This window comes from Halohasta litchfieldiae (genome assembly GCF_002788215.1).
In the GTDB taxonomy this organism is placed as follows: Archaea; Halobacteriota; Halobacteria; order Halobacteriales; family Haloferacaceae; genus Halohasta; species Halohasta litchfieldiae.
In genome coordinates this window covers 1986905-2006149 of the sequence record NZ_CP024845.1, presented here as the reverse complement: position 1 = coordinate 2006149, position 19245 = coordinate 1986905, and the positions used below count along the sequence as shown (strand labels likewise).

The window sequence follows — 19245 nt, the reverse complement described above, 5'->3', positions numbered from 1 at the left end:
AGGTTGTTGCTATGAATGACTCACGACGCAGGAAATTTCTCAAGGTAGCTGGCGGTGTCGCGGTCGTTGGAAGCCTCGCGGGCTGTGCGGGTGAGGCCCAAGAAGACGACCAAGGCGGCAGTGAGACGGGAGACGAGCCTGCGAACGAATCAGGGCAAGAAGAGGAACCGACAGACGAACCACAGGAATCGGAGGACGAAGAACCGCAGGACGACGAAGCACAGTCGGGAACCGGTGAGGATCTGATACGGGTCGCCCACATGATCCCGGACTTTCCGGCAGTCGACGTCTACGTCGACGGCAGCGAAGAGCCGGTCATCGGCGATCTCGAGTATACGGAGGTCACGGGATACGTCCCGCTCGGTGCGGGAGATCACCAGATCCGTGTCACGCCCGCGGGCTCACAGGCGCTGACGATCTACGACGAACAGGTATCGGTTCCGTCCGGGAACATGACCGCAGTGGCTCTCCCAACGCCCGATGAGTCGGGCGGCGGCGGAAGCGGTGTTTCGACCACGACTGGTTTCCAACTCGAACTGTACGGGGATCAGAACACCCCGCCGGAGGAGTCGATCAACAACTCGCGGATTCGGGTCGTTCACGCCGCACCCGACGCACCGCCGGTCAACGTGATGGTCGGTCAGACGACGGTGTTCGAAAACGTCGCCTTCGGCGAGGCGGGCTACTACGATCTGCCCGCCGGAGACTACGAGTTCGATGTCGTTCCGGCAGACGCCATGGCCAACGGCGGTGGAACTGGAAACGAAACCGAAAACGAGTCCGACGGTGGGCTGTTTTCGAGCCTCGCGGCCGACGGTGGCGGTGGGATCAGCCTGCTCCAAGAGGAGGAAAACGAGTCAGCACCTGAAGACGAAGAGGCACCGCCCGAAGAGGACGAGGAAGAAGACGACACCGGTGTCGACTCGGTGTTGACCATCGATGCAACGACCGAACCGAACAGCGTGTACACGGTGTTTGTCACCGGCTACGTCGATCCCGAGGCAGCCAACTCCGAAGCCGAGCTTGAGGCCGTGGTGGTCCAAGACGTGGTCGACGGCGAGGTTGCCGAGGCCGAAGACGACGAGTAACGAATCCCGACGACGTTCGGGCTGGGCCTTCGACCAGCAGAACCCCCAGTCACCCCCTTTGCTCAACAGTGGATTGATAGGAGACAGCCACGTGTATACGATAATGAACGCGAAGCGGAGTATGTGGGCAGTGGCCGACTCCCAGCCCCAGGGTCCCACAAGAGATCAGCTGGCGTCGACAGCGACCGAGGAGCTCGACCGATGACCGAACAGCCGCTGATCGCGGAGGTCAGTCAGAAGGCAATCGTCGTCTCGCCGGACGACGACCTGCTGGTGATGCAGATGGATCCCGAGACGTGGGAGCTTCCCGGCGGTCGAATGGGGGCCTACGAGGAGCCACTCGTTGGACTCAAACGAGAAGTACGCGAGGAAACGGGGCTCTCGGTCGACGTCCACGAACCGGTCCACACCGCCGCATGGCGGAACGATGTCGGCAGGGGTCGGTACAGCGTTGTCTACTGGTGTGAGACCGACTCGACGGAGATTAGACTGAGCCACGAACACTGCGATTACGCGTGGGTTAGCCCACGGACCGCCAGAGACGAGTTTTTAACCGTCAGTATCCACCAGCGAGCAATCGACGAACTGCTGGACGCACAGCCGACCCTTGCGGGTCAGCCGATGGACGATGACTGACGCGGAGTCGAGCGAGGGACGAATCGAAACGCTAGACGAGTCGACCGTCCAACGGATCGCCGCCGGAGAGGTGGTCGAACGGCCCGCCTCGGTGGTCAAAGAGCTGGTCGAAAACAGCCTCGATGCGGGGGCGAGCCGCATCAAGGTGACAGTCGAAACCGGTGGCAAAGACGGCATTCGCGTCAGCGATGATGGCCGTGGCATCCCCGAAGCCGACCTGCCGCGCGCGGTCGAAGAACACGCGACCAGCAAGATACGGGATATCGACGATCTCGAAGCCGGGGTCGGGAGTCTTGGGTTTCGTGGCGAGGCGCTGTCGACTATCGGCGCGGTCTCTCGGTTGACGGTTCGCTCGCGGCCACAGGGCGGCACAACTGGAGCCGAACTCACGGTCGAGGGCGGCAACGTCGGCGAGATCCAGCCCGCTGGCTGTCCCGAGGGGACGACTGTCGAGGTCGCGGATCTGTTTTTCAATACACCGGCTCGAAAGAAGTTCCTGAAACGCGACAGCACCGAGTTCGACCATATCAACACGGTTGTCAGCCAGTATGCACTGGCTAACCCCGACGTGGCAGTCACGCTGTCCCACAACGACCGGGAGCTGTTCGGGACCGAGGGAAGCGGCTCGCTTCGGTCGGCGGTGCTATCGGTGTACGGCCGAGAGGTAGCCGAATCGATGATCGAGATCGAGTACTCGGCCGGAGAGGACGAGCCAGTCGACTCGATTACGGGACTGATCAGCCATCCCGAGACCACCCGGAGCACCCGTGCGTATCTGGCGACGTTCGTCAACGAACGGTACGTGACGGCATCAGCACTCCGGGGCGCAGTAGTCGACGGCTACGGCGGCCAACTCGCCGTCGACCGGTATCCGTTCGCGGTGCTGTTCGTCGAGGTGCCGCCGACCGCCGTCGATGTCAACGTCCACCCGCGGAAAACGGAGGTCCGGTTCGACCACGAGGATCGGGTGATGGAACTCATCGGCGAGGCCGTCGAACGGACGCTCGTCGACAGCGGGTTGATTCGGTCGTCGGCCCCCCGTGGTCGATCCGCACCCGAAGAAACTCAAATCACCCCCGAACGTACCGAGCAGGTCGACGAGGAGACAGACACCAGTCGCGAACAGGCCGACGGGACAACCACCAACGCGGCGAGCCAGCCGAACACAGGTACCACCGCTGATGAGACATCGGAGCCGGCTACGGACACGGAGACGACTCCCGATACAAACTGCGAGGGAGAAACACCCAACACCGAAGCTGTGGCGGCAGATCCAGTCGACCCAGCCGACGAGGACAGTTGGACGGTCGACGGGTTGGGTAGCGACACACAATCTGCGACAGTACGGTCAGAGGACGACAATCAAGGAACATCGGTCGGCGACGAAGCCTCGACAGCCGGCCCGAACAGTGGATCGACGACCGATTCGATCCCAGTGGCGTCCGACGAATCGAAGGAGTCGGACACGGTCGACACCGAGTCACTGGGCGAACAGTCGACCGACAGAACCGGCCGACGACAGCACACCGTAGCCGAGCCGACGACCCAACAGACGCTCAACGGTGGTGAGACAACCGACGGACGGAGCTACGAGAAGCTCCCAGCACTCCGAGTTCTCGGTCAGCTGTACGACACCTATCTGCTCGCCGAAACTGATTCGGGGCTGGTGTTGATCGACCAACACGCCGCCGACGAGCGGGTGAACTACGAACGGCTCCAAGTCGAACTGGCTGACTCACCGTCGACCCAACAGCTCGCCGAGCCGGTTAGCCTCGAACTAACCGCCCGCGAAGCCGCGCTGTTCGACGACCATAGCCACCAGCTCACAGCAGTTGGGTTTCAGGCCGAGCAAAAAGAACCGCGATCGGTCGACGTGACGGCCGTTCCGGCCGTATTCAGCACGACCCTCGATCCCGAACTCCTTCGGGAGGCGCTTTTGAGTTTCGTCGCCTCGACCGAGGAGGGAGCCGACAGCGTCGACGAGGCGGTCGACGAGCTACTGGCCGATCTCGCCTGTTATCCATCGATTACTGGCAACACCTCACTTACTGATGGCTCGGTCGTCGACCTGCTTGCGGCGCTCGACGACTGCGAGAACCCGTATGCCTGCCCCCACGGGCGGCCGGTCATTATCGAGATTAGTCGCGAGGAGATCACCGACCGCTTCGAGCGAGACTACCCCGGCCACGGTGGTCGACGCAACGAATAGGAGTTGGGCGGCTTTTGGATTTTTAAGAAAGCGGGAGGACCAATCCGTTTCCGGCGCGGCTGAACTCGGTGTCGAACGGCTCGGATCGCTCCTGCATAGTCTCTCGACACCATGCGGCTCCACGCTTGCTTGCGTGGTAGACCGCCCGCGACTCGATTTCGGTCGGATGAAGCACCAGTTCCAAGAGGCTGCCGTCGGCTCCGACGACGAGCTCGAACAGGAAGGTCCGGTCGTTTCGATGAGTCGGGTCGACCGCGTAATCGTCGACGAAATCACCCATATCGTAGCAGACGACCGTCGGTGACTCCCCGCGGTCGATCACCTCGATTCCCTGAAACAGGTGAGCACTGTGACCGTGGACGAAGTCGACGCCCCACTCGGCCAGCTTACGGGCGACCGCTTGGTGGGAGTCACGTGGCCGGGTCCGGTCGTTCGGCCCCCAGTGGAGCGACGCCACGAGTACGTCGGGATCGAACTGTTTGGCCTTGTCGACCGCCCCAGCGAGCACCGTCATTGCTTCCTCATTGTCCGGATCGAACTCGATATGGGCGGTTCCGGGCCGCTGGTCGGTCGCGGCGTAGTCGGGGACGTTGTCGGTGAACCCGATGACGGCGACCGTGAGTCCTCGGCAGTCGACTGCGGCCGGACGGTGAGCGACTTTGGGCGACCTGCCTGCACCGACGGTTTCGATATCGGCTGCCGACAATGCAGTGAGCGTCTCGCTGAGTGCCTCGGTGCCAAAATCCATCGCGTGATTGTTGGCGAGCGTACAGCAGTCGACGGTGGCCGCTCGGAGCGCATCGGTCGACCAATCGGGGTCGGCCCGGAAATGAAACCGGCGGCCGGGCCACGGTTCGCCCGGAGTCGAGAGACAGCATTCGAGATTGATGAACAGCCCATCGAGTTGCCGGAGATCCGACTGAAGGTTCCCCCAGAGAGCCGCCGGTGGCCGCTGACCGGCCCGGTAGGCATCGTTTACCTGCCGGCCGAGCATGACGTCACCGGTAAAACCGAGGTGATGTGGCGAGGACATAGGTTGATGTATGTCACCACAGCACAAATGGTTCGTCCATCGTTGCGACCGTCGGTAGCTTGGATTTACTGTCGATAGTCAGGAACTACTAAAGAAATCGCGAGGCCACCTCCGGAGGATTGGACTTAAGGTCCAATCGGCGGAACGCACTGTATGAACGGTGGTCGACACGATGGGTGAGCTGGTAACGTTCGGTGAGACGATGCTCCGACTCTCGCCGCCGCGAGGACAGCGACTCGAAACCGAGGGAGGGCTCGACGCCCGCGTCGGCGGGGCCGAAAGCAACGTCGCGGCGGCAGCCGCCAGTCTCGGCACGCAGGCCGTCTGGCTCTCGAAACTCCCCGAAAACGCCCTTGGTCGACGGGCCGTCCGGTCGCTCCGGAGCCACGGCGTGAGGCCCGAGGTCGCGTGGGACGACAGCGAGACCGCCCGGCTCGGTACCTACTATCTCGAATACGGAGCCGAGCCGCGCGGCACCGACGTGATCTACGACCGCGCCGGTGCCTCGGTCACGACTGTTCGGCCCGAAGAACTCGACTTCACGGTGTTCGAGACCGCCTCGGTGTTTCATACAACTGGGATCACGCCCGCGCTTTCGGAGGCGGCCGCCGAGACGACGCTGGAACTGCTGAGGGCGGCGGGCGAGGCAAACGTAACGCGGTCGTTCGATCTCAACTACCGCTCGAAGCTCTGGTCGACGAGCGAGGCCCGCGAGAGCTACGAGTCGGTATTAGAGCACGTCGACCTGCTTTTCGCCCCGATTCGGGACGTTCGGGCCGTCCTCGATCAGGAGGGCGACGCCGAATCGGTCGCCTATCGATTAGCCGACGACTACGATATCGAGACAGTCGTCGTCACTCGCGGGGAATCCGGTTCAGTGGCCTACACCGACGGTGAAATCTGCGAACAGGACGTAATCAACGCCGAGACAATAGACGCCATCGGCACCGGCGATGCCTTCGTCGGTGGCGTGTTGGCCGAACTGATCGCTGGCAGCGATATCGAAACCGCACTCAGCTACGGCGCGGCCGCAGCCTCACTGAAGCGAACAGTCGAAGGTGATGTCCTCGTGACCACGCGCGAGGAGGTCGAGGACGCACTCGACCAGTCGACCGGCGGGATCTCTCGCTGAGAGCCACTGTTTCTGCTCTGTTTTCGTTCCACAAAACACATAGAAAGCGGCTCAAAACGAGGAGCCGATGTAACGAACCATACTGCTGCTGATAGTGCTCCTCGTGACGGTCGGTGCGGCACCGACGACGGCTGCACACGGGGGATCACACAGCGGAGCGGCGTTTGCGGGCACCCACGTTCGATACGGAGGCGAACGCGATCAGCGGCTATGCGGTCGACGGGAACACGCTGTTCGAGAACGTGAGCGTCGGTAGCGCCAGTGACAGTGGGGTGGGGCTGGATACCGACGTGAGCGCGTCGGCGATTACGTCGACCAAGCGCGGCGGCGACCGAGAGGAGAGCCGCAAGCGTGACGTCGACGCGAATAACCGGGCAGTGGGGTGAGGTCGCAGACGTTCGTTTCGGCCCGTTCGTCAGCAGCTCTTTATAAATAATCGCTCGCTACTGTCCGGCACACAGCCACCATACGACTATGTGAGTCCGTCTCATTGGGTCCCTCATGCACGTCATGATCATCGGTGCCTACGGGAGTGCCGGGTCGGCGGTCGCAGAGGGACTCGTCGACCACGTCGGCGACACGGTCGACCGACTCACGCTGGTCGACGACGGCGAGCCGGGCGGCGGGCTCTGTATTCTCAACGGGTGTATGCCATCCAAGGAGGTACTGTCGGCGGCGGCCCACCGCTACGAGATGCGCGCAGATGACCGCCTCGACGGTGAGCCAGCGACGATCAACCTCCAACGGACTGTCGAGCGCAAAAACGAACACGTCGACAGTTTCGCGGCCCACCGCCGCGGGGCGATCCACGAGATGAGCGAGCGCGAAGGCGTTGAGTTCATCCACGACACTGCGCGATTCGTCGACGACCGAGTAGTCGAGATCGACAGCGAGCGCTACGAGCCCGACTACGTCGTGATCGCCACCGGCTCGTCGCCGAACATCCCCGATCTGCCGGGGATCGACGAGGTCGACTACTATACGAGTAAAGATGTGCTTGATGCAACCGAACTCCCCGACTCCGGCATCGTGATGGGCTTTGGCTACATCGGCGTCGAACTCGTGCCGTATCTCGCGGAGGCCGGTGTCGACTGCACCGTAATCGAACACGATGCCCGACCGATTGACGAAGCCGACTCGGAGTTCGGTGATGAACTGCTGGATCTCTACCGCGACGAGTTCGATATCGAAATTCTGACCAACACGTGGGAGAAGAAACTGGAGTCGACCGATGGTGGCGTTCGGCTTCACATCGAGCAGTCGAATACAGAGTCAACGGTCGACGCCGAGGAACTGTTTCTATTCACCGGGCGAACACCGACCCTCGACAGCGTCGGCATCGCAAACACCTCGCTCCGGCCACGACAGGGGTGGGTCGACGAAACGATGCGTGCAGTCGACGACGAACAGGTGTTTGTGGTGGGTGATGTCAACCAGAAGGAGCCGATTCTCCACGTTGCCAAAGAACAGGGGTATATCGCCGCCGACAACATTCTGGCCGACCACGCCGACGAGCAGCTACAGCCCTACAGCAACATCCACCACCACGTCATCTTCTCGGGGGCGAGCGTCTACCCCTTCGCTCGTGTCGGCCACACACCAGCGAGCGCCGAGGAGGCAGGCTACGACGTCGTCACCGCCACGCGGTGGGCCGCAGACGACGGGGTATTTAAAGTCAAAGCCGTTCCCCACGGGCTGGCGCGGCTGACCGTCGATGCCGATACTGGCACTGTGCTGGGCTATCAGGGGCTTCACGCCCACGCCGATACGATGGCCAAAACGCTACAGGTGATCGTCGAGATGGGACTTGATGTCCGGGAAATTCCGGATCGGGCCTACCATCCGACACTCCCCGAAGTTCTCGATGGGCTGTTCCGGGAGACGGCGACAGAGGTCGGCGCCTGACAGCCGAAGTCGGGTGGCTTATTCGAGTCGACGCCCTCGGTTGACTATGGAACCGACGACGACCGGCCGGTTTCGGGTGTTAGACATCCGGCCCGACGGCCGGATTCTGTTGGTCGACCTCGATGCAGCCGTCGCGGCCGTCGAGGGCGAGAACCCGGAAACCGATCTCCAGCCGCTCGCCGCCGTCCCACCCGCGTCTGACGGGGAACTTGCCGAGACCGTCAGAGAGCTGAAACCGGGGTTCGTGGTGACTGCGAGCCTTGCGTGGGACGACAGCGAGGCGGAATTCGTCGACTGCGAGATCGAAGACCGAAGCTGGATTCAGTACGCCGACGGCGTCAGTGGCCTCTTCGAGGTCGCCCAAGAGACGTGGTACGACGCCCAGATGGCCGGTGATGCGATGAACTCTCGGCCCACCTACAGCACCGACAACGAAGCCAACGGCGTCGTCTACACCTTCGCCAAGCAGGAACCACCACGAGACCTTTTTAAGGAGTTTCGAACTGGTGCGACACCAATCGAGCCGCTTATCCAGCGCGTCGAGGCCGAACGCGAGGACGACAGCGACCGCGCAGTGTTCGTCATGAACCCGGTCGACGAGGAGTTCGTCCTGATCTATATCGTGTTCCGCAAAGAGGGGATGCTCGCCCAGACAGTGCGGGATACCTACGGACTGCCGTCAGTCTGACCGCCGACTGCAACTGGGTGGCGCTACGCGAGCGACATCGTCACATCGGTCGACGAGACGATCCCGACGTAGTCGTTGTCGTCGTCGACCACCGGCAGATGCTTGATATCGAAGTTGATCATCATGGCCGCAGCTTCCCCGAGCGGTAGCGACCGTGGGACGCGTTCGACCGGCGAGGTCATGATATCAGCAACCGTCAACTCGGCCGTGTCGCCTGTCTCGGCGACCGCGGCGACGATATCGGAACTGGTGACAATGCCTGCTTCAGCACCCGGAACGAACAGCGCGTTGATTTCATGGTCCTGCATCGTCCGGGCTGCGTCTCTGACAGTGATCTCCGAGGAAACGGTGATGATCGGTTCCGACATCAGCTCTTCGACCGTATGCGTGACTTCTGTTGGCATACATCACACATTACAGGCCGACGGCTTTGCTGTTTCGGCGGTTCGATTATAAAAGACGGCGATGAAACGACTGTACTGCGGAATGAGATGGTAAGCCGCATACCGACTGGTCTGAGAGTGCAAGCCCCCCAGCCCGGAACTCTCGTTGAATACAGTCGACGCATCTCATAGGGACAGGCTCCCCCATGCCCAGTCAGTGTCCCCGGCTCGACTGGCAAGCCCTAGTACTCTGTGTCAGTATAAAAACACATCTGTGAAAATATTTTCCTGAGATTATATACGCGGTTCGAAATCCGCAGCAGTCGACCACCGATTAGACGTAATATAGCGGTCGGAATTAGTGTCTTCTGTGATCGAGTCCGCAAACCACGGCTACTGTCCGCAGATTTATAAGATATATTTTAGTTTCATATTGGAATAGAAGCTATACACGGCGCTGTCCGAGGGTGTATATGGGTTGCTCGCTCGATGCAGTCGACCAACAGATCCTCTATCAGCTCCAGCAGGATTCGAGAACACCGGTGACAGCGATTGCGGACGAACTGAACGTGTCGGATAACACCGTCCGCAACCGAATCGCGAAACTCGAAGAACGCGGCGTCATCGAAGGCTACTCGATACAGATAAACTACGACCACGCTGACATTCCACACCACTATCTCTTCATCTGTTCCGCACGTATCAATGAGCGAGAGCGGCTTGCGACGAAAGCCGAGGATGTCCCGGGCGTCCTCGAAGTTATGACCGTAATGACCGGGGCGGGAAACGTCCATATCAGAGCCGCCGCAGCCGGAAAGGCAGAGATTACTCATATCGCACAGCAGTTGGATGAGATCGGTCTCGCAGTTGAAAAAGAACATCTCATCTGGACCTGTTCGACTCAACCCTTTATTCTGTTCAGCATGGACGCTCCCGAACAGAGTTCGAAATCTCAGTAGTCACCCAATCTCGACTGGCCGTCGCCGGAGCCCTCACCATCACCGAGCCCAGCGATGTCGACCGCCCGAGCAATCGTCTCAAAAAATCCCTCGCGTTGGCTCCGGTCGTACAGCGTGGCGGCGGGATGGACAGACAACAACACACGCTGTGGGCGGTCACCGAGCCGCGGCTCGACGATATCGCCCGCCTCGTTTGTGATGCCGACCGAGCGCTCCAAGAGGTGTTCGCTCGGGACTTTGCCGAGGGTGATGACGACGGTTGGGTCGACGGCTTCGATTTCGGCTTCGAGATAGCCGCGGCAGTTGGCGAGTTCTTCCGTGGTTGGATCGCGGTTCTCCGGCGGTCGACAGCGCACACAGTTGGTTATTCGGACCTCCTCGCGCAGCACGCCAGCCTCGCTCAGTGCGTCATCGAGGACGCTCCCGGAGCGACCGACGAACGGTTCGCCCTGCTCGTCCTCATTTTTGCCCGGTCCCTCACCGACAAACAGCAGGTCGGCATCGTCCGGCCCGACACCGTTGACGATCCGGCTGCGGGAGTCGACGAGATCGGGACAGCGCGTGCAGTCGTGTACGCAGAGACCATCCAGCTGCTCCATACGAAACCGCCGGGCGGCAGGTGCTTAATGCTCCGTTTTTTCGTTTTCAGTGAGGAACTGCTGACGGCCCGCGCGGGCGATGAGTCGGGCGACCCGGAGCGGTTCGGGTCGACCACTCCCGTCCGGCGTGAACGCAGTCACGACTTCAGCAGCCTCATCGTCGGCGATCCCGACGGCCCGAACGAACACGTCATCGTCACCAACTGACACCCGTTTGCGGCCAGGGAGTCGACGGTAGCGTTCGAGCCTGCGGGCCAACTCCTCGCCGTCGAACTGCTCGCGGAGCGGCGTTTCGAGACCATCGCTGTCCTCAAAGGAGACCGCGATCACCGGGCGGTCGGCGTGGTCGGCGAGCGCAGCAAGGTCGACGATGTTGAACCACGCGGGCGCGACACCAGCAACCAAAATCCACTGCACGTCGGGCCGGTCCAAGGAGTCAAGAAGGGTACAGCAGGCGGCGGTCGCGTCGCTCCCGCCGGTTGTACACGTCGCAAAAACGACCTCGTCGACGACACGGTCGGCGCGAACCACCGCCCCACAGAGCTGACTGCGCTCGGTGGCGTCGGAGGCCGCGATGCCGACCGCACGACTGCCTGATTTCGGTGCCATTCGTCGGCAACTGGCCGACTACTCGTCTGCCTCGTCGGCGTCGTCGGGATCTTTCATCTCCTGGAGCCTGTCCAGCAGTTCGTCGTTCGACGCCCCGATATCGAAGTCGACGGACCCGGAGTGGTCGTTTTCCTCCGTATCGTGGCCGTCCTCGTCCTCGAAGTCGGTGTCGAAATTCTGGTTCTCCTGTTCAGACTCATCGTAGCTTCCGAAACCCATACAAGAGTATATACTGGTGGCACGTACAAAAATCCACGTACGGTCAGTCCGACGAACCAACGCCGGTCCAGAGACGAAATAAAACAGCGGTACCAGCCTTCAACCGGTCGCTGATGAGGAGTACCATCCCAGTGAAATCAGTCTTACAAACAGGATAAAATTACAATCGTCCACCGGTAACAGTCACTCTCGAAATAAGGGACGGGACGAACGGCACTACTCGTCGCGGTGCTCGCTCAACTGCTCCCAAATCTCGACGCAGCCAGCGCCGTCTTCGAGGTCTGCAAGATGCTCACGGTCTTTGTCTGTTGGTTTGTGGGCCATCGATATCAGTTATACCACTATTGTCAGATGCTATAATAACCATTTCGTCCCATGACGTAGCCCCCTGACATAATGTGTGCATAGCTCACACAGAAGTCGAATTAGCAGTAGAGAGTGGCGGTGACGACACAGGTTTTTGATGATCGACGCCCTCGCTCCGGTATGGAGCCACTCAACGTCACCGAAGACGCGGAGGTCTTTACGTGCAATGCGTATCTCGTCGACGGCGAGACACCGACCCTCGTCGACGCCGGAACCATGCCGGGGGTCGAAGACGTCATTGCCGACCACGTCGACACGCTGGATCGGGTCGTCCTGACCCACCAGCACGGCGATCACGTCGCCGAACTCGACGCCGTGCTGTCGGCGTTCGACGCCGACGTCTACGCATACGACGACCATCCACACCGAACCCACAGCATCGACGACGGCGATTCGATCACGATTGGCGACGACTCCTTCGAGGCCGTCTACACGCCGGGCCACGCCGCCGATCATCTGTCGTTCATCGGGGAGTCGACGCTGTTCAGCGGTGACGTCGTCGTCTATAATGACGGCGCGTTCGACGACGGGAGTTTCGGCCGCACCGACCGCCCGGGCCAATCTCGCGAGCGACTGATCGAGAGTTTGGAGACGATTCTCGACCGGCTGCCGGATTCAGTTACAGGGATGTATCCGGGACACGGCCGGGCGTTCCACGACGAGCAACGCGGCGATAGCGTTCGAACGGTGATCGAGCGCGCGCTCGAACGGGCCGAGCGTCGACAGCCGAAATACCCCGAGTAAGACAAACGGGTGATGCGTCTCTGTGGGAGATTGTGTAAAAGGAAGAAACTGCCTGCTTAGGCCGCGCGGCGCTCTTTGGCCTTCGGTCGGAGTCGGTCGTAGCCGCATTTCCGGCAGCTCTTGGCGCGCGGCGAGTTCCGGGCGTTACAGCGCATACAGATCTGTTTGTTGAGGGTTCGCTTGGTCGCGTTCTCGTTGCTAGGCATACGGCTTCATCGTTGGCGTCGCTGTTTAAGAGTTCCGAGAGTCGACCGCCCGCCGAGCAAAATGACCGTCTCAGCTACGCGCCGGCCTCGTCGAGGGCGGCTTCGAGGTCCTCGCGCTGGGTGACGCCGACAAAGCGGTCGACGATCCCGTCGTCGTTTTCGATCACCAGCGTCGGCAGCGACCGAACCTGATACTGATTGGCGACGTCTTGTTCTTCGTCGACGTCGACCTTCGCAAACTCGACGTCCTCGTAGTCGGCTTCGAGTTCGTCGAGGATCGGGTCCTGCGTCTTACACGGGCCACACCAGTCTGCGTAGAAATCTGTGATTCGAACCGTCATTGTCCCAGTTTCGGTTTGCCGAGGTGAGCGGATAAGCGTTTCCAACGCCGAACGAAAGCCGAAACGCTTAGGGTGGCGACGTGCCGAACTTCGGCTATGAGCTCAGGTGGCAACTCCGGCGGGCTAATGTCCAGTGCCGGACTCGTGCGGTATTTCGACTCCGAGGATCGCAACGCGATCCGTATCAATCCGAAAACAGTCATCGCCTTCTGTCTGCTGTTCGGCATCCTCGTGCAGATCCTCTCGCTGACTATCGCCTGATCGGTCGAACGCGGTAATTCGGCGAACGCGGTCTTTTTCCCCGCGCCGTGCGGCTATACCGATATGAAAGCTGGCGTTATCGCAGTTCAGGGCGACGTGAGCGAACACGCCGCGGCGATCCGACGGGCCGCTGCCGCCCACGACGTCGACTGCGAGGTCGAAGCGATCCGAACCAGTGGCGTCGTCGGCGACTGTGACGTGCTCCTCATGCCGGGTGGCGAGTCGACGACCATCTCCCGACTCCTCGCAGACGAAGGCATCGACACCGAGATTCAGGCCCACGTTGCGGCAAGCAAACCGATCCTCGCCACCTGTGCGGGGCTGATCGTCGCCGCGAGCGATGCCAAGGACGACCGCGTCCAAACGCTCGACCTGCTCGATGTTACCGTCGACCGCAACGCCTTCGGTCGACAGAAAGACAGCTTCGAGGCCCCGCTCGATATTACTGGCCTCGACGAGCCGTTTCCGGCGGTCTTCATCCGCGCACCCCTGATCGACGCGGTCGACGAGGACGTCGACGTGATCGCCGACTGGGAGGACAACCCGGTTGCTGTCCGGCAGGGACCGATTGTCGCCACCTCGTTCCATCCAGAACTCACCGCCGACACGCGACTCCACCAGCTCGCGTTTTTCAGAGACAAGCAGGCAGTCACCCCCGCGGAGGCAGACCAATGAGTGATACCGAACCAGCCGACGAGACAGCAGACGTCCTCGACGAACTGTTTGCGACGATCAAACAGCGCCAAGAAGAGCTGCCCGAGGACTCCTATACAGCCTCGCTGTTCACCCACGAGAAGGGCGAAAACGAAGTGCTCGAAAAGCTCGGCGAGGAGTCGACCGAACTCATTCTGGCCGCGAAGGACGACGATCTGGAGGAACTACAGTACGAGTCGGCCGATTTCGTCTATCATCTGCTCGTGTTGTTTGCAATGAAAGGGTTGGATGTCGACGATCTGCGCGAGGAACTCGAATCCCGCTTTTGAACTGTACAGCGGTCTGTCGCTGCCGACGCCCTTTTCAAACCAGTTGACCAAAAGCGGCCAATGGATGCCGTTACGCTCGGTCCTGCCGGGACCTACTCACACCGTGCCGCCAGCGCCGTCGCTGACGATGTCTCGTTCCGCGAGTCGGTGACTGCCATCATCGAAGCCGTCGCCGATGGCAGTTTCGAACGCGGTGTCGTCCCCATCGAAAACAGCATCGAGGGCAGCGTCACCGAGACGCTCGACGCGCTCGCAGACCGTGACGTCGCGGTCGTTAGCGAGATTATTACGCCGATTAGGCACGCCCTACTCGCCCAGAGCGAGGAGTTTGAGACCGTGGCCAGCCACTCACAGGCCCTCGCCCAGTGTCGAACCTACTTGGAAACGAACTACCCCGAAGCCAAACAGGAAGCCGTCGCCAGCACCGCCCGTGGGGTTCAGCGGGCCCGCGAGGATTCATCTATTGCGGCCATTGGACACCCCTCGAACGCGACCAACGGTAGTGAACTGCAGGTGCTGGCCGAAGACATTCAGGATCAAGACTCCAACGCGACACGGTTCTTTCTCCTAGCCCCTGCCTCGGAACAATCCGATGCCGGCGGGAAGACCTCGCTGATCGTCTATCCGAACGTCAACTATCCCGGGTTGTTGCTCGAACTGTTGGAAACGTTCGCCGACCGCAATATCAACCTCTCGCGGGTCGAATCCCGCCCCAGCGGCAACCGGCTCGGTGACTATCTGTTCCACTTCGACATCGAGGCCGGCGTCTACGAGAGCCGGGTTCAGGAAGCACTCGACGAAATCGAGGGGATCGTCGACGAGGGGTGGGTCCGAAACCTCGGCTCCTACGACACGAAACACGTGCTGTACTGACTGTTCTGCTGAACGTGGTTCCTGTCGGTCTCACGTCGACAATATTCATGTCGCTGAAAGACGAACTTGGAGCCATGGATGGACGATCAAACCCGTTCCGAGAACTCGACGAACTGATCCAACGAATGAACCAGCAGTTCGGCGAATTCAGTGGGAGTTTCGAGACCGAAAGCATGCTGGCGACCGATGTAAGCGCGGATGTGGCCGATCAGGGCGACCAACTGGTCGTCACTGTCGACCTCCCGGGGTATTCACAGGACGACATCGACCTCACAGTCGACAGAGAGATGCTGACGATCAGCGCGGAGTACGAGGAAAGCGAGGCCGAAGAAACTGCCCAGTACCACCGCCAAGAGCGACGGCGTGAGTCGGTGCGTCGACAGATTCCGCTTCCCGAGGAAATCAAGGCCCAAGAGGCATCGGCCAGCTACAACAACGGCGTGCTAACGGTCACACTGCCGAAACTCGAACCCGAGGAAAGCGGCGGTTACCAGATCGACGTCGAATAGCGATACTCCTCTTTTTTCCGACTCGGTAGCTGACGTCGACGTGATACCACAAGTCCAGTTGTGCGTGCGTTATGGCTCCTGTCGGTAGCGAATCGTCCGCGAGCCTCGGAACATCGGTCCCGTACCGGCAGTTTTGAAGCCAGCGGCCTCGACAGCCGCTTTCTTTTCAGTCGCCTCAGTTTCGACCAGTACTTCGACACCCATGTTCTCGCGGGCGGCGAACCGCACCGGCTCGGCCAGCAGTCGTTCGCAGGCGGCTTCGGTGCCACCGAACTGCGTGATATGAACCGTGCGGTCGTGGGCGTCGAAACTGACAAACCCCAGCAGGTCGGTGTCGTCGGCTTCGGTGTCGACGTTGGGATCGCGGTTCCCCTGTTGTTGTTCGGCGACCCGAACGCTCCGGTCGTGAACGAGATTCCGGACGACATCGGCCGGTGCGTCAGCCAACGCCGCAATCGCCTCGGCGTCGTCTTCGACCGCATCCCGAACGTGCATACTGAAACGTACCGTAGCGGCCCGCATAAAGTCACGGGGCGCCGTCGCTGTGAGGCCGTCCGATACTGAAGGCTTTATTTACGAGCCACCGAACCGTAACGTATGAGCAACGCTACCAAGATCGTCGCGGGTACAGTCGGTGTCTCGGCACTCCTCTCGGTGGGGATCATTCTCTCCTTTGTCCTCGCCTGATGTTTAGCGAACGGTCGCTGTCTCCGGCGGTGGCGGCTGTCCGAGACCAGTACGCACCCGACACAACAGTCCTCGATGTCGACCAAGATTTCGAGACGCTTCCACCAGCGGTCGCTGAAGACCTCGGCTTGCTGGCTGACAGCTTGGACCCCGCCAGCTACCCCGTCGACTGGCTCCCAGAGCACACGCCGACCGTGCTTGAACAGTACGCTGGCCCGGCGTTTACCATCGGGATGCCGGATGACGGCACCGTCGTCTGGACGCGACAGACCGAGCCGCCGACGGTGCTGCTCAAACAGCGCGCCGAAGGAACGCCGAACGGGTTTCTCGACTTTCTGATCGCAGAGGCACTGGTCCAGATCGGCTGTGGGATCCCCGAACAGTTCCTGCCGTTTTTCGGCCCACAGTACGCTGAACTGGCCGAGGTAACTGGGCTGGGTCCTGCTGATGTCTATCAGATGGCCGCCGCGCTGTTCGAGGGATGGGTTGGCCTCCAGACCCGCGAGGAGTTCACCTCGTGGGACGACCAACCGGAGTTCGAACCGCTATACGAGACGTGGGTCGACGCAGGCGACCGACTCGAAGGTCGACTGAATGACCTGTCTCGCTCGGTCGCCCACGGCGAGATGACGTTCCCTGAAGCGACCGAGTACGCCTGTTCGGCGATTAAACACGGCCTAGAGCTTCCAACACCGTTTAGCGCGCTCGATACCGACGCCTTCCGGGAGCACGAAGCAGCCTACGCCGTCCAGTGGGCCGAGAAAACGGTGTCGTCGCTCAGTGAGTCGACCGAGTAGTCGCTAACTAATTTAAAAGAGGCGGGAGGACTGCGTTAGAAATCGACGGTTACGCTGCCGTCATCGCCGAGGTCCAGCACGCCATCGAACAGCTCGTGGAACCGGTCGAGAGTGTCCTGGTCGTGGACTTCCTTCGACAGATGGAAGATACCGACCGCGTCGTGGTCGTCGAGGAGTTGGAGGATCTGTTTGGTTGCCTCGTAGACGCCCTCTTCGTCGGCGTAGTAGATCATTTCCGTGAGCGAGTCGACGCTGATTCGAACTTTGCCATCGTGGTTTGCGAGGAAGTTTTCGGTCTGTGTGACGATGCCGTCGAGATCGTCGGGCGAGGAGACGTAGTGGACGTCCTCGGTGCCGCGGCGAGAGTAGCCGCGTTCGACCGACAGCGTGTCGAGGATGACTGCGTCGGACTCGTCGACGTCGTAATGTTCGAGTTTCTGTTCGACTTCGCGGGCAGTGGTTCGTGTCGAGATGACGAGGAAATGTTCGGTATCAGTCTTCAGAAAGTCGGTGTCGATTCGGTCGGTTTCGCCGATACTGGGATGGAGCAGCAGGAGCCCTGTCCCGGCAGGGATGGTTTCGGGTGCGTTCTCAATAGCTAACGTATAGTCCATAGAGGAGTCAGCAACTCGGTGACCTTAATGATACGGCCTTTTGATAGCCTATCGTATCTGTTAATTATCACGTTAGTACATACCAACAGATCGATAACAGATCAGTTTGGTCGACAGCGTCACGGAGTCGAGAGTGGTGGCCGGGGCGCGCAAGCCACTTTTTTATCCGTTCCATGCCCACGTGGAGACAGATGTACCAAGATACGGCCAAGGACGTCTACCGGGACGCCTTGCCCGTCATCGTCGTCAGCCTCGTTGCGGGGCTGTTTGCGGGGACGATCCTCGGCAGCGAAACCATGCGAAACGGGATCGAAAGCGTTCCCGGACTTCTGTTGCTTCTCCCGGCGTTTCTGGCGACCCGCGGCGGCGTCTACGGCTCCCTTGGTGCCCGAATCTCCAGCGGCCTCCATCAGGGGATTATCGAACCCCGGTTCGAACTCGACGAACGGCTCTCGAATGCGATCATCGCCTCCTTTATAAATGGAATGTCCGTCTCGGTGTTTATCGCCATCGTCACGTTCCTCGTACTGACGCTTACCGGCCAGTCGGGCAGCCTCGGTCAGCTTGTCGGCATCATGCTCGTTGCAGGGTTTCTGAGTGCCATCCTCATGCTTTCAGTGCTCGTTTCGGTGATCATCCTCGGCTATCGTCGCGGGCTCGACCCCGACAACATCATTGGCCCGGTTGTGACGACTCTCGGTGACGTGTTTGGCGTGCTATTCTTGCTGGTCGGCGTCTACGTCGTGGGGTTGGTGGTATGAGTTCGGGCGATCTCACCGGCGACGGAGGGGACTCCGAGTGGTCGATTCGCCGGATGGTGATGACGATGGTGCCGCTATTGGCCGCGCTGTCGCTGCTCCAGATGGCCTCCGGCTCCGTGTTGGAGTTCTTCGAAGGGACGCTGCTCACACAGCCCTCACTGTTGGTTCTCGTGCCAGTCCAGATCGGAACGGCGGGAAATCTCGCCTCGATTATGTGTTCGCGGCTGTCGACCCAACTCCATCTCGGGACGTTCGAACTCTCGCCGTCGAACCCAGCAATTAGGGCCAACACCGGTGCAGTGTTTGCGCTTGCGGCGACCGTGTTCAGCCTCGTTGGGTTCGCTGCATGGGGGATCGGGACCGTCCTCGGTGGCACGCTCACGCTGCTCGAAGTGTTCACGATTTCGATGGTCAGCGGGATGCTGTTGGCACTGCTGGTCGTCGTGTTGTCCGTCGCCTCGGTGACTGCCTCCTACCGACTCGGCTACAACCCCGACGATACGACGATCCCGGTCGTCACCAATCTCTGTGATATTACCGGTGTTCTCATCCTCTTCGCAGTGGTCGTAGTCGTTGTCTAATGGTCGTAGGCGGTGGCTACCGATGGCGTGTGCGTCGACCGCACATATCCACCCAATCATTT

27 protein-coding genes are annotated in these 19245 nt (G+C 60.7%); 18 read left to right on the top strand and 9 right to left on the bottom strand.

Features of this window, described 5'->3' with window-relative positions; genetic code table 11:
* Positions 1-11: 11 nt before the first annotated feature.
* The 3 genes from HALTADL_RS10185 (at position 12) to mutL (ending at position 3933) form a co-directional block, all read left to right on the top strand.
* Entirely contained in the window at positions 12-1088 is a 1077-nt protein-coding gene (locus tag HALTADL_RS10185) for a DUF4397 domain-containing protein (RefSeq protein WP_089671853.1), read from the top strand.
* A gap of 201 nt (positions 1089-1289) precedes the next feature.
* Complete coding sequence (locus tag HALTADL_RS10180) at positions 1290-1724, top strand: NUDIX hydrolase (protein ID WP_089671851.1); 435 nt, start codon at positions 1290-1292, stop codon at positions 1722-1724.
* On the top strand, positions 1717-3933 hold the full coding sequence (mutL, locus tag HALTADL_RS10175; protein ID WP_089671849.1) for a DNA mismatch repair endonuclease MutL: 2217 nt from the start codon (positions 1717-1719) through the stop codon (positions 3931-3933). Before HALTADL_RS10180 ends, mutL begins: the two co-directional genes overlap by 8 nt.
* 22 nt (positions 3934-3955) lie before the next feature.
* Here the strand turns inward: mutL and HALTADL_RS10170 are convergent, their stop codons facing one another.
* Entirely contained in the window at positions 3956-4966 is a 1011-nt protein-coding gene (locus tag HALTADL_RS10170; RefSeq protein WP_089671847.1) for a CapA family protein, read from the bottom strand.
* 172 nt (positions 4967-5138) lie between these two features.
* Between HALTADL_RS10170 and kdgK1 the strand changes: the two genes are divergently transcribed.
* The 4 genes from kdgK1 to HALTADL_RS10150 all read left to right on the top strand — a co-directional run bounded on the left by kdgK1 (position 5139) and on the right by HALTADL_RS10150 (position 8691).
* The gene (kdgK1, locus tag HALTADL_RS10165; RefSeq protein WP_089671845.1) at positions 5139-6098 is read left to right on the top strand and encodes a bifunctional 2-dehydro-3-deoxygluconokinase/2-dehydro-3-deoxygalactonokinase; all 960 of its coding nucleotides are present in this window, start codon (positions 5139-5141) and stop codon (positions 6096-6098) included.
* A gap of 164 nt (positions 6099-6262) precedes the next feature.
* Entirely contained in the window at positions 6263-6484 is a 222-nt protein-coding gene (locus tag HALTADL_RS10160) for a hypothetical protein (protein ID WP_089671843.1), read from the top strand.
* A 115-nt stretch (positions 6485-6599) separates the two neighbouring features.
* On the top strand, positions 6600-8003 hold the full coding sequence (locus tag HALTADL_RS10155; RefSeq protein WP_089671840.1) for a dihydrolipoyl dehydrogenase family protein: 1404 nt from the start codon (positions 6600-6602) through the stop codon (positions 8001-8003).
* Positions 8004-8049: 46 nt separating this feature from the next.
* Positions 8050-8691 (top strand): DUF6663 family protein, encoded by a 642-nt coding sequence (locus HALTADL_RS10150; RefSeq protein WP_089671838.1) that lies wholly within the window; start codon positions 8050-8052, stop codon positions 8689-8691.
* A gap of 23 nt (positions 8692-8714) precedes the next feature.
* Here HALTADL_RS10150 and HALTADL_RS10145 read toward each other — a convergent pair whose 3' ends face one another.
* A complete protein-coding gene (locus HALTADL_RS10145; RefSeq protein ID WP_089671836.1) occupies positions 8715-9095 on the bottom strand; it encodes a CBS domain-containing protein in 381 nt (126 codons plus the stop codon).
* A 452-nt stretch (positions 9096-9547) separates the two neighbouring features.
* Between HALTADL_RS10145 and HALTADL_RS10140 the strand changes: the two genes are divergently transcribed.
* Positions 9548-10033 carry an Lrp/AsnC family transcriptional regulator gene (locus tag HALTADL_RS10140; RefSeq protein WP_089671835.1) on the top strand — a complete coding sequence of 162 codons (486 nt, stop codon included), beginning with the start codon at positions 9548-9550 and terminating at the stop codon, positions 10031-10033.
* On the opposite strand, the gene HALTADL_RS10135 is transcribed toward HALTADL_RS10140, so the two are convergent.
* From HALTADL_RS10135 to HALTADL_RS10125, 3 genes are read right to left on the bottom strand one after another with little or no spacing between them, the layout of a single operon-like run.
* Positions 10027-10632, bottom strand: coding sequence for a uracil-DNA glycosylase (locus HALTADL_RS10135; RefSeq protein ID WP_089671834.1), 606 nt, complete (start codon positions 10630-10632; stop codon positions 10027-10029). The genes HALTADL_RS10140 and HALTADL_RS10135 overlap by 7 nt on opposite strands.
* A 24-nt stretch (positions 10633-10656) precedes the next feature.
* Positions 10657-11241 (bottom strand): endonuclease dU, encoded by a 585-nt coding sequence (locus HALTADL_RS10130; RefSeq protein WP_089671833.1) that lies wholly within the window; start codon positions 11239-11241, stop codon positions 10657-10659.
* Between the two features lie 18 nt (positions 11242-11259).
* Entirely contained in the window at positions 11260-11460 is a 201-nt protein-coding gene (locus HALTADL_RS10125; protein ID WP_089671832.1) for a DUF5786 family protein, read from the bottom strand.
* Between the two features lie 486 nt (positions 11461-11946).
* Here HALTADL_RS10125 and HALTADL_RS10120 point away from each other — a divergent pair, with 486 nt between their 5' ends.
* Complete coding sequence (locus HALTADL_RS10120) at positions 11947-12570, top strand: MBL fold metallo-hydrolase (protein WP_089671830.1); 624 nt, start codon at positions 11947-11949, stop codon at positions 12568-12570.
* A gap of 56 nt (positions 12571-12626) precedes the next feature.
* Here the strand turns inward: HALTADL_RS10120 and HALTADL_RS10115 are convergent, their stop codons facing one another.
* On the bottom strand, positions 12627-12776 hold the full coding sequence (locus tag HALTADL_RS10115; RefSeq protein WP_089671827.1) for a 50S ribosomal protein L40e: 150 nt from the start codon (positions 12774-12776) through the stop codon (positions 12627-12629).
* Positions 12777-12850: 74 nt separating this feature from the next.
* On the bottom strand, positions 12851-13117 hold the full coding sequence (gene trxA, locus HALTADL_RS10110) for a thioredoxin (RefSeq protein WP_089671825.1): 267 nt from the start codon (positions 13115-13117) through the stop codon (positions 12851-12853).
* Between the two features lie 96 nt (positions 13118-13213).
* Between trxA and HALTADL_RS10105 the strand changes: the two genes are divergently transcribed.
* From HALTADL_RS10105 to HALTADL_RS10085, 5 genes are all read left to right on the top strand, one after another.
* On the top strand, positions 13214-13378 hold the full coding sequence (locus HALTADL_RS10105) for a preprotein translocase subunit Sec61beta (RefSeq protein WP_089671823.1): 165 nt from the start codon (positions 13214-13216) through the stop codon (positions 13376-13378).
* Positions 13379-13441: 63 nt separating this feature from the next.
* Positions 13442-14053: a pyridoxal 5'-phosphate synthase glutaminase subunit PdxT gene (gene pdxT / locus HALTADL_RS10100; protein ID WP_089671821.1), complete on the top strand. Its 612-nt coding sequence runs from the start codon at positions 13442-13444 to the stop codon at positions 14051-14053.
* The gene (gene hisE / locus HALTADL_RS10095) at positions 14050-14361 is read left to right on the top strand and encodes a phosphoribosyl-ATP diphosphatase (protein WP_089671819.1); all 312 of its coding nucleotides are present in this window, start codon (positions 14050-14052) and stop codon (positions 14359-14361) included. Before pdxT ends, hisE begins: the two co-directional genes overlap by 4 nt.
* Before the next feature lie 60 nt (positions 14362-14421).
* On the top strand, positions 14422-15234 hold the full coding sequence (pheA, locus tag HALTADL_RS10090; RefSeq protein ID WP_089671817.1) for a prephenate dehydratase: 813 nt from the start codon (positions 14422-14424) through the stop codon (positions 15232-15234).
* 74 nt (positions 15235-15308) lie between these two features.
* Positions 15309-15743, top strand: coding sequence for an Hsp20/alpha crystallin family protein (locus HALTADL_RS10085; RefSeq protein WP_089672019.1), 435 nt, complete (start codon positions 15309-15311; stop codon positions 15741-15743).
* Positions 15744-15812: 69 nt separating this feature from the next.
* Here the strand turns inward: HALTADL_RS10085 and HALTADL_RS10080 are convergent, their stop codons facing one another.
* Positions 15813-16238 carry a hypothetical protein gene (locus HALTADL_RS10080; protein WP_089671815.1) on the bottom strand — a complete coding sequence of 142 codons (426 nt, stop codon included), beginning with the start codon at positions 16236-16238 and terminating at the stop codon, positions 15813-15815.
* Between the two features lie 102 nt (positions 16239-16340).
* Here HALTADL_RS10080 and HALTADL_RS18110 point away from each other — a divergent pair, with 102 nt between their 5' ends.
* Together HALTADL_RS18110 and HALTADL_RS10075 are read left to right on the top strand one after the other, a co-directional pair.
* Complete coding sequence (locus HALTADL_RS18110; protein WP_449271729.1) at positions 16341-16430, top strand: hypothetical protein; 90 nt, start codon at positions 16341-16343, stop codon at positions 16428-16430.
* Positions 16430-17227, top strand: a complete 798-nt coding sequence (locus HALTADL_RS10075; RefSeq protein WP_089671813.1) for a DUF7089 family protein — start codon at positions 16430-16432, stop codon at positions 17225-17227. The genes HALTADL_RS18110 and HALTADL_RS10075 overlap by 1 nt, the downstream gene beginning before the upstream one ends.
* A 35-nt stretch (positions 17228-17262) precedes the next feature.
* Here the strand turns inward: HALTADL_RS10075 and HALTADL_RS10070 are convergent, their stop codons facing one another.
* Entirely contained in the window at positions 17263-17841 is a 579-nt protein-coding gene (locus HALTADL_RS10070) for a DUF7090 family protein (RefSeq protein WP_089671812.1), read from the bottom strand.
* Between the two features lie 191 nt (positions 17842-18032).
* Between HALTADL_RS10070 and HALTADL_RS10065 the strand changes: the two genes are divergently transcribed.
* Together HALTADL_RS10065 and HALTADL_RS10060 are read left to right on the top strand one after the other, a co-directional pair.
* Positions 18033-18602 carry a magnesium transporter gene (locus HALTADL_RS10065; protein ID WP_089671811.1) on the top strand — a complete coding sequence of 190 codons (570 nt, stop codon included), beginning with the start codon at positions 18033-18035 and terminating at the stop codon, positions 18600-18602.
* Positions 18599-19183: a magnesium transporter gene (locus HALTADL_RS10060; protein WP_089671810.1), complete on the top strand. Its 585-nt coding sequence runs from the start codon at positions 18599-18601 to the stop codon at positions 19181-19183. Before HALTADL_RS10065 ends, HALTADL_RS10060 begins: the two co-directional genes overlap by 4 nt.
* Positions 19184-19245 lie beyond the last annotated feature (62 nt).

What these genes read in the sequence shown, in the direction of transcription:
- HALTADL_RS10075 (WP_089671813.1), top strand. Translation starts at nt 16,430, where the DNA reads ATGTTTAGCGAACGGTCGCTGTCTCCGGCGGTGGCGGCTGTCCGAGAC.
- HALTADL_RS10085 (WP_089672019.1), top strand. Translation starts at nt 15,309, where the DNA reads ATGGATGGACGATCAAACCCGTTCCGAGAACTCGACGAACTGATCCAA.
- HALTADL_RS10180 (WP_089671851.1), top strand. Translation starts at nt 1,290, where the DNA reads ATGACCGAACAGCCGCTGATCGCGGAGGTCAGTCAGAAGGCAATCGTC.
- HALTADL_RS10170 (WP_089671847.1), bottom strand. Translation starts at nt 4,966, where the DNA reads ATGTCCTCGCCACATCACCTCGGTTTTACCGGTGACGTCATGCTCGGC.
- hisE (WP_089671819.1), top strand. Translation starts at nt 14,050, where the DNA reads ATGAGTGATACCGAACCAGCCGACGAGACAGCAGACGTCCTCGACGAA.
- HALTADL_RS10130 (WP_089671833.1), bottom strand. Translation starts at nt 11,241, where the DNA reads ATGGCACCGAAATCAGGCAGTCGTGCGGTCGGCATCGCGGCCTCCGAC.
- HALTADL_RS10080 (WP_089671815.1), bottom strand. Translation starts at nt 16,238, where the DNA reads ATGCACGTTCGGGATGCGGTCGAAGACGACGCCGAGGCGATTGCGGCG.
- HALTADL_RS10115 (WP_089671827.1), bottom strand. Translation starts at nt 12,776, where the DNA reads ATGCCTAGCAACGAGAACGCGACCAAGCGAACCCTCAACAAACAGATC.
- HALTADL_RS10070 (WP_089671812.1), bottom strand. Translation starts at nt 17,841, where the DNA reads ATGGACTATACGTTAGCTATTGAGAACGCACCCGAAACCATCCCTGCC.
- HALTADL_RS10065 (WP_089671811.1), top strand. Translation starts at nt 18,033, where the DNA reads ATGTACCAAGATACGGCCAAGGACGTCTACCGGGACGCCTTGCCCGTC.
- HALTADL_RS10140 (WP_089671835.1), top strand. Translation starts at nt 9,548, where the DNA reads ATGGGTTGCTCGCTCGATGCAGTCGACCAACAGATCCTCTATCAGCTC.
- HALTADL_RS18110 (WP_449271729.1), top strand. Translation starts at nt 16,341, where the DNA reads ATGAGCAACGCTACCAAGATCGTCGCGGGTACAGTCGGTGTCTCGGCA.
- pheA (WP_089671817.1), top strand. Translation starts at nt 14,422, where the DNA reads ATGGATGCCGTTACGCTCGGTCCTGCCGGGACCTACTCACACCGTGCC.
- HALTADL_RS10185 (WP_089671853.1), top strand. Translation starts at nt 12, where the DNA reads ATGAATGACTCACGACGCAGGAAATTTCTCAAGGTAGCTGGCGGTGTC.
- HALTADL_RS10150 (WP_089671838.1), top strand. Translation starts at nt 8,050, where the DNA reads ATGGAACCGACGACGACCGGCCGGTTTCGGGTGTTAGACATCCGGCCC.
- HALTADL_RS10135 (WP_089671834.1), bottom strand. Translation starts at nt 10,632, where the DNA reads ATGGAGCAGCTGGATGGTCTCTGCGTACACGACTGCACGCGCTGTCCC.
- HALTADL_RS10125 (WP_089671832.1), bottom strand. Translation starts at nt 11,460, where the DNA reads ATGGGTTTCGGAAGCTACGATGAGTCTGAACAGGAGAACCAGAATTTC.
- mutL (WP_089671849.1), top strand. Translation starts at nt 1,717, where the DNA reads ATGACTGACGCGGAGTCGAGCGAGGGACGAATCGAAACGCTAGACGAG.
- HALTADL_RS10155 (WP_089671840.1), top strand. Translation starts at nt 6,600, where the DNA reads ATGCACGTCATGATCATCGGTGCCTACGGGAGTGCCGGGTCGGCGGTC.
- kdgK1 (WP_089671845.1), top strand. Translation starts at nt 5,139, where the DNA reads ATGGGTGAGCTGGTAACGTTCGGTGAGACGATGCTCCGACTCTCGCCG.
- HALTADL_RS10145 (WP_089671836.1), bottom strand. Translation starts at nt 9,095, where the DNA reads ATGCCAACAGAAGTCACGCATACGGTCGAAGAGCTGATGTCGGAACCG.
- trxA (WP_089671825.1), bottom strand. Translation starts at nt 13,117, where the DNA reads ATGACGGTTCGAATCACAGATTTCTACGCAGACTGGTGTGGCCCGTGT.
- HALTADL_RS10060 (WP_089671810.1), top strand. Translation starts at nt 18,599, where the DNA reads ATGAGTTCGGGCGATCTCACCGGCGACGGAGGGGACTCCGAGTGGTCG.
- HALTADL_RS10105 (WP_089671823.1), top strand. Translation starts at nt 13,214, where the DNA reads ATGAGCTCAGGTGGCAACTCCGGCGGGCTAATGTCCAGTGCCGGACTC.
- pdxT (WP_089671821.1), top strand. Translation starts at nt 13,442, where the DNA reads ATGAAAGCTGGCGTTATCGCAGTTCAGGGCGACGTGAGCGAACACGCC.
- HALTADL_RS10120 (WP_089671830.1), top strand. Translation starts at nt 11,947, where the DNA reads ATGGAGCCACTCAACGTCACCGAAGACGCGGAGGTCTTTACGTGCAAT.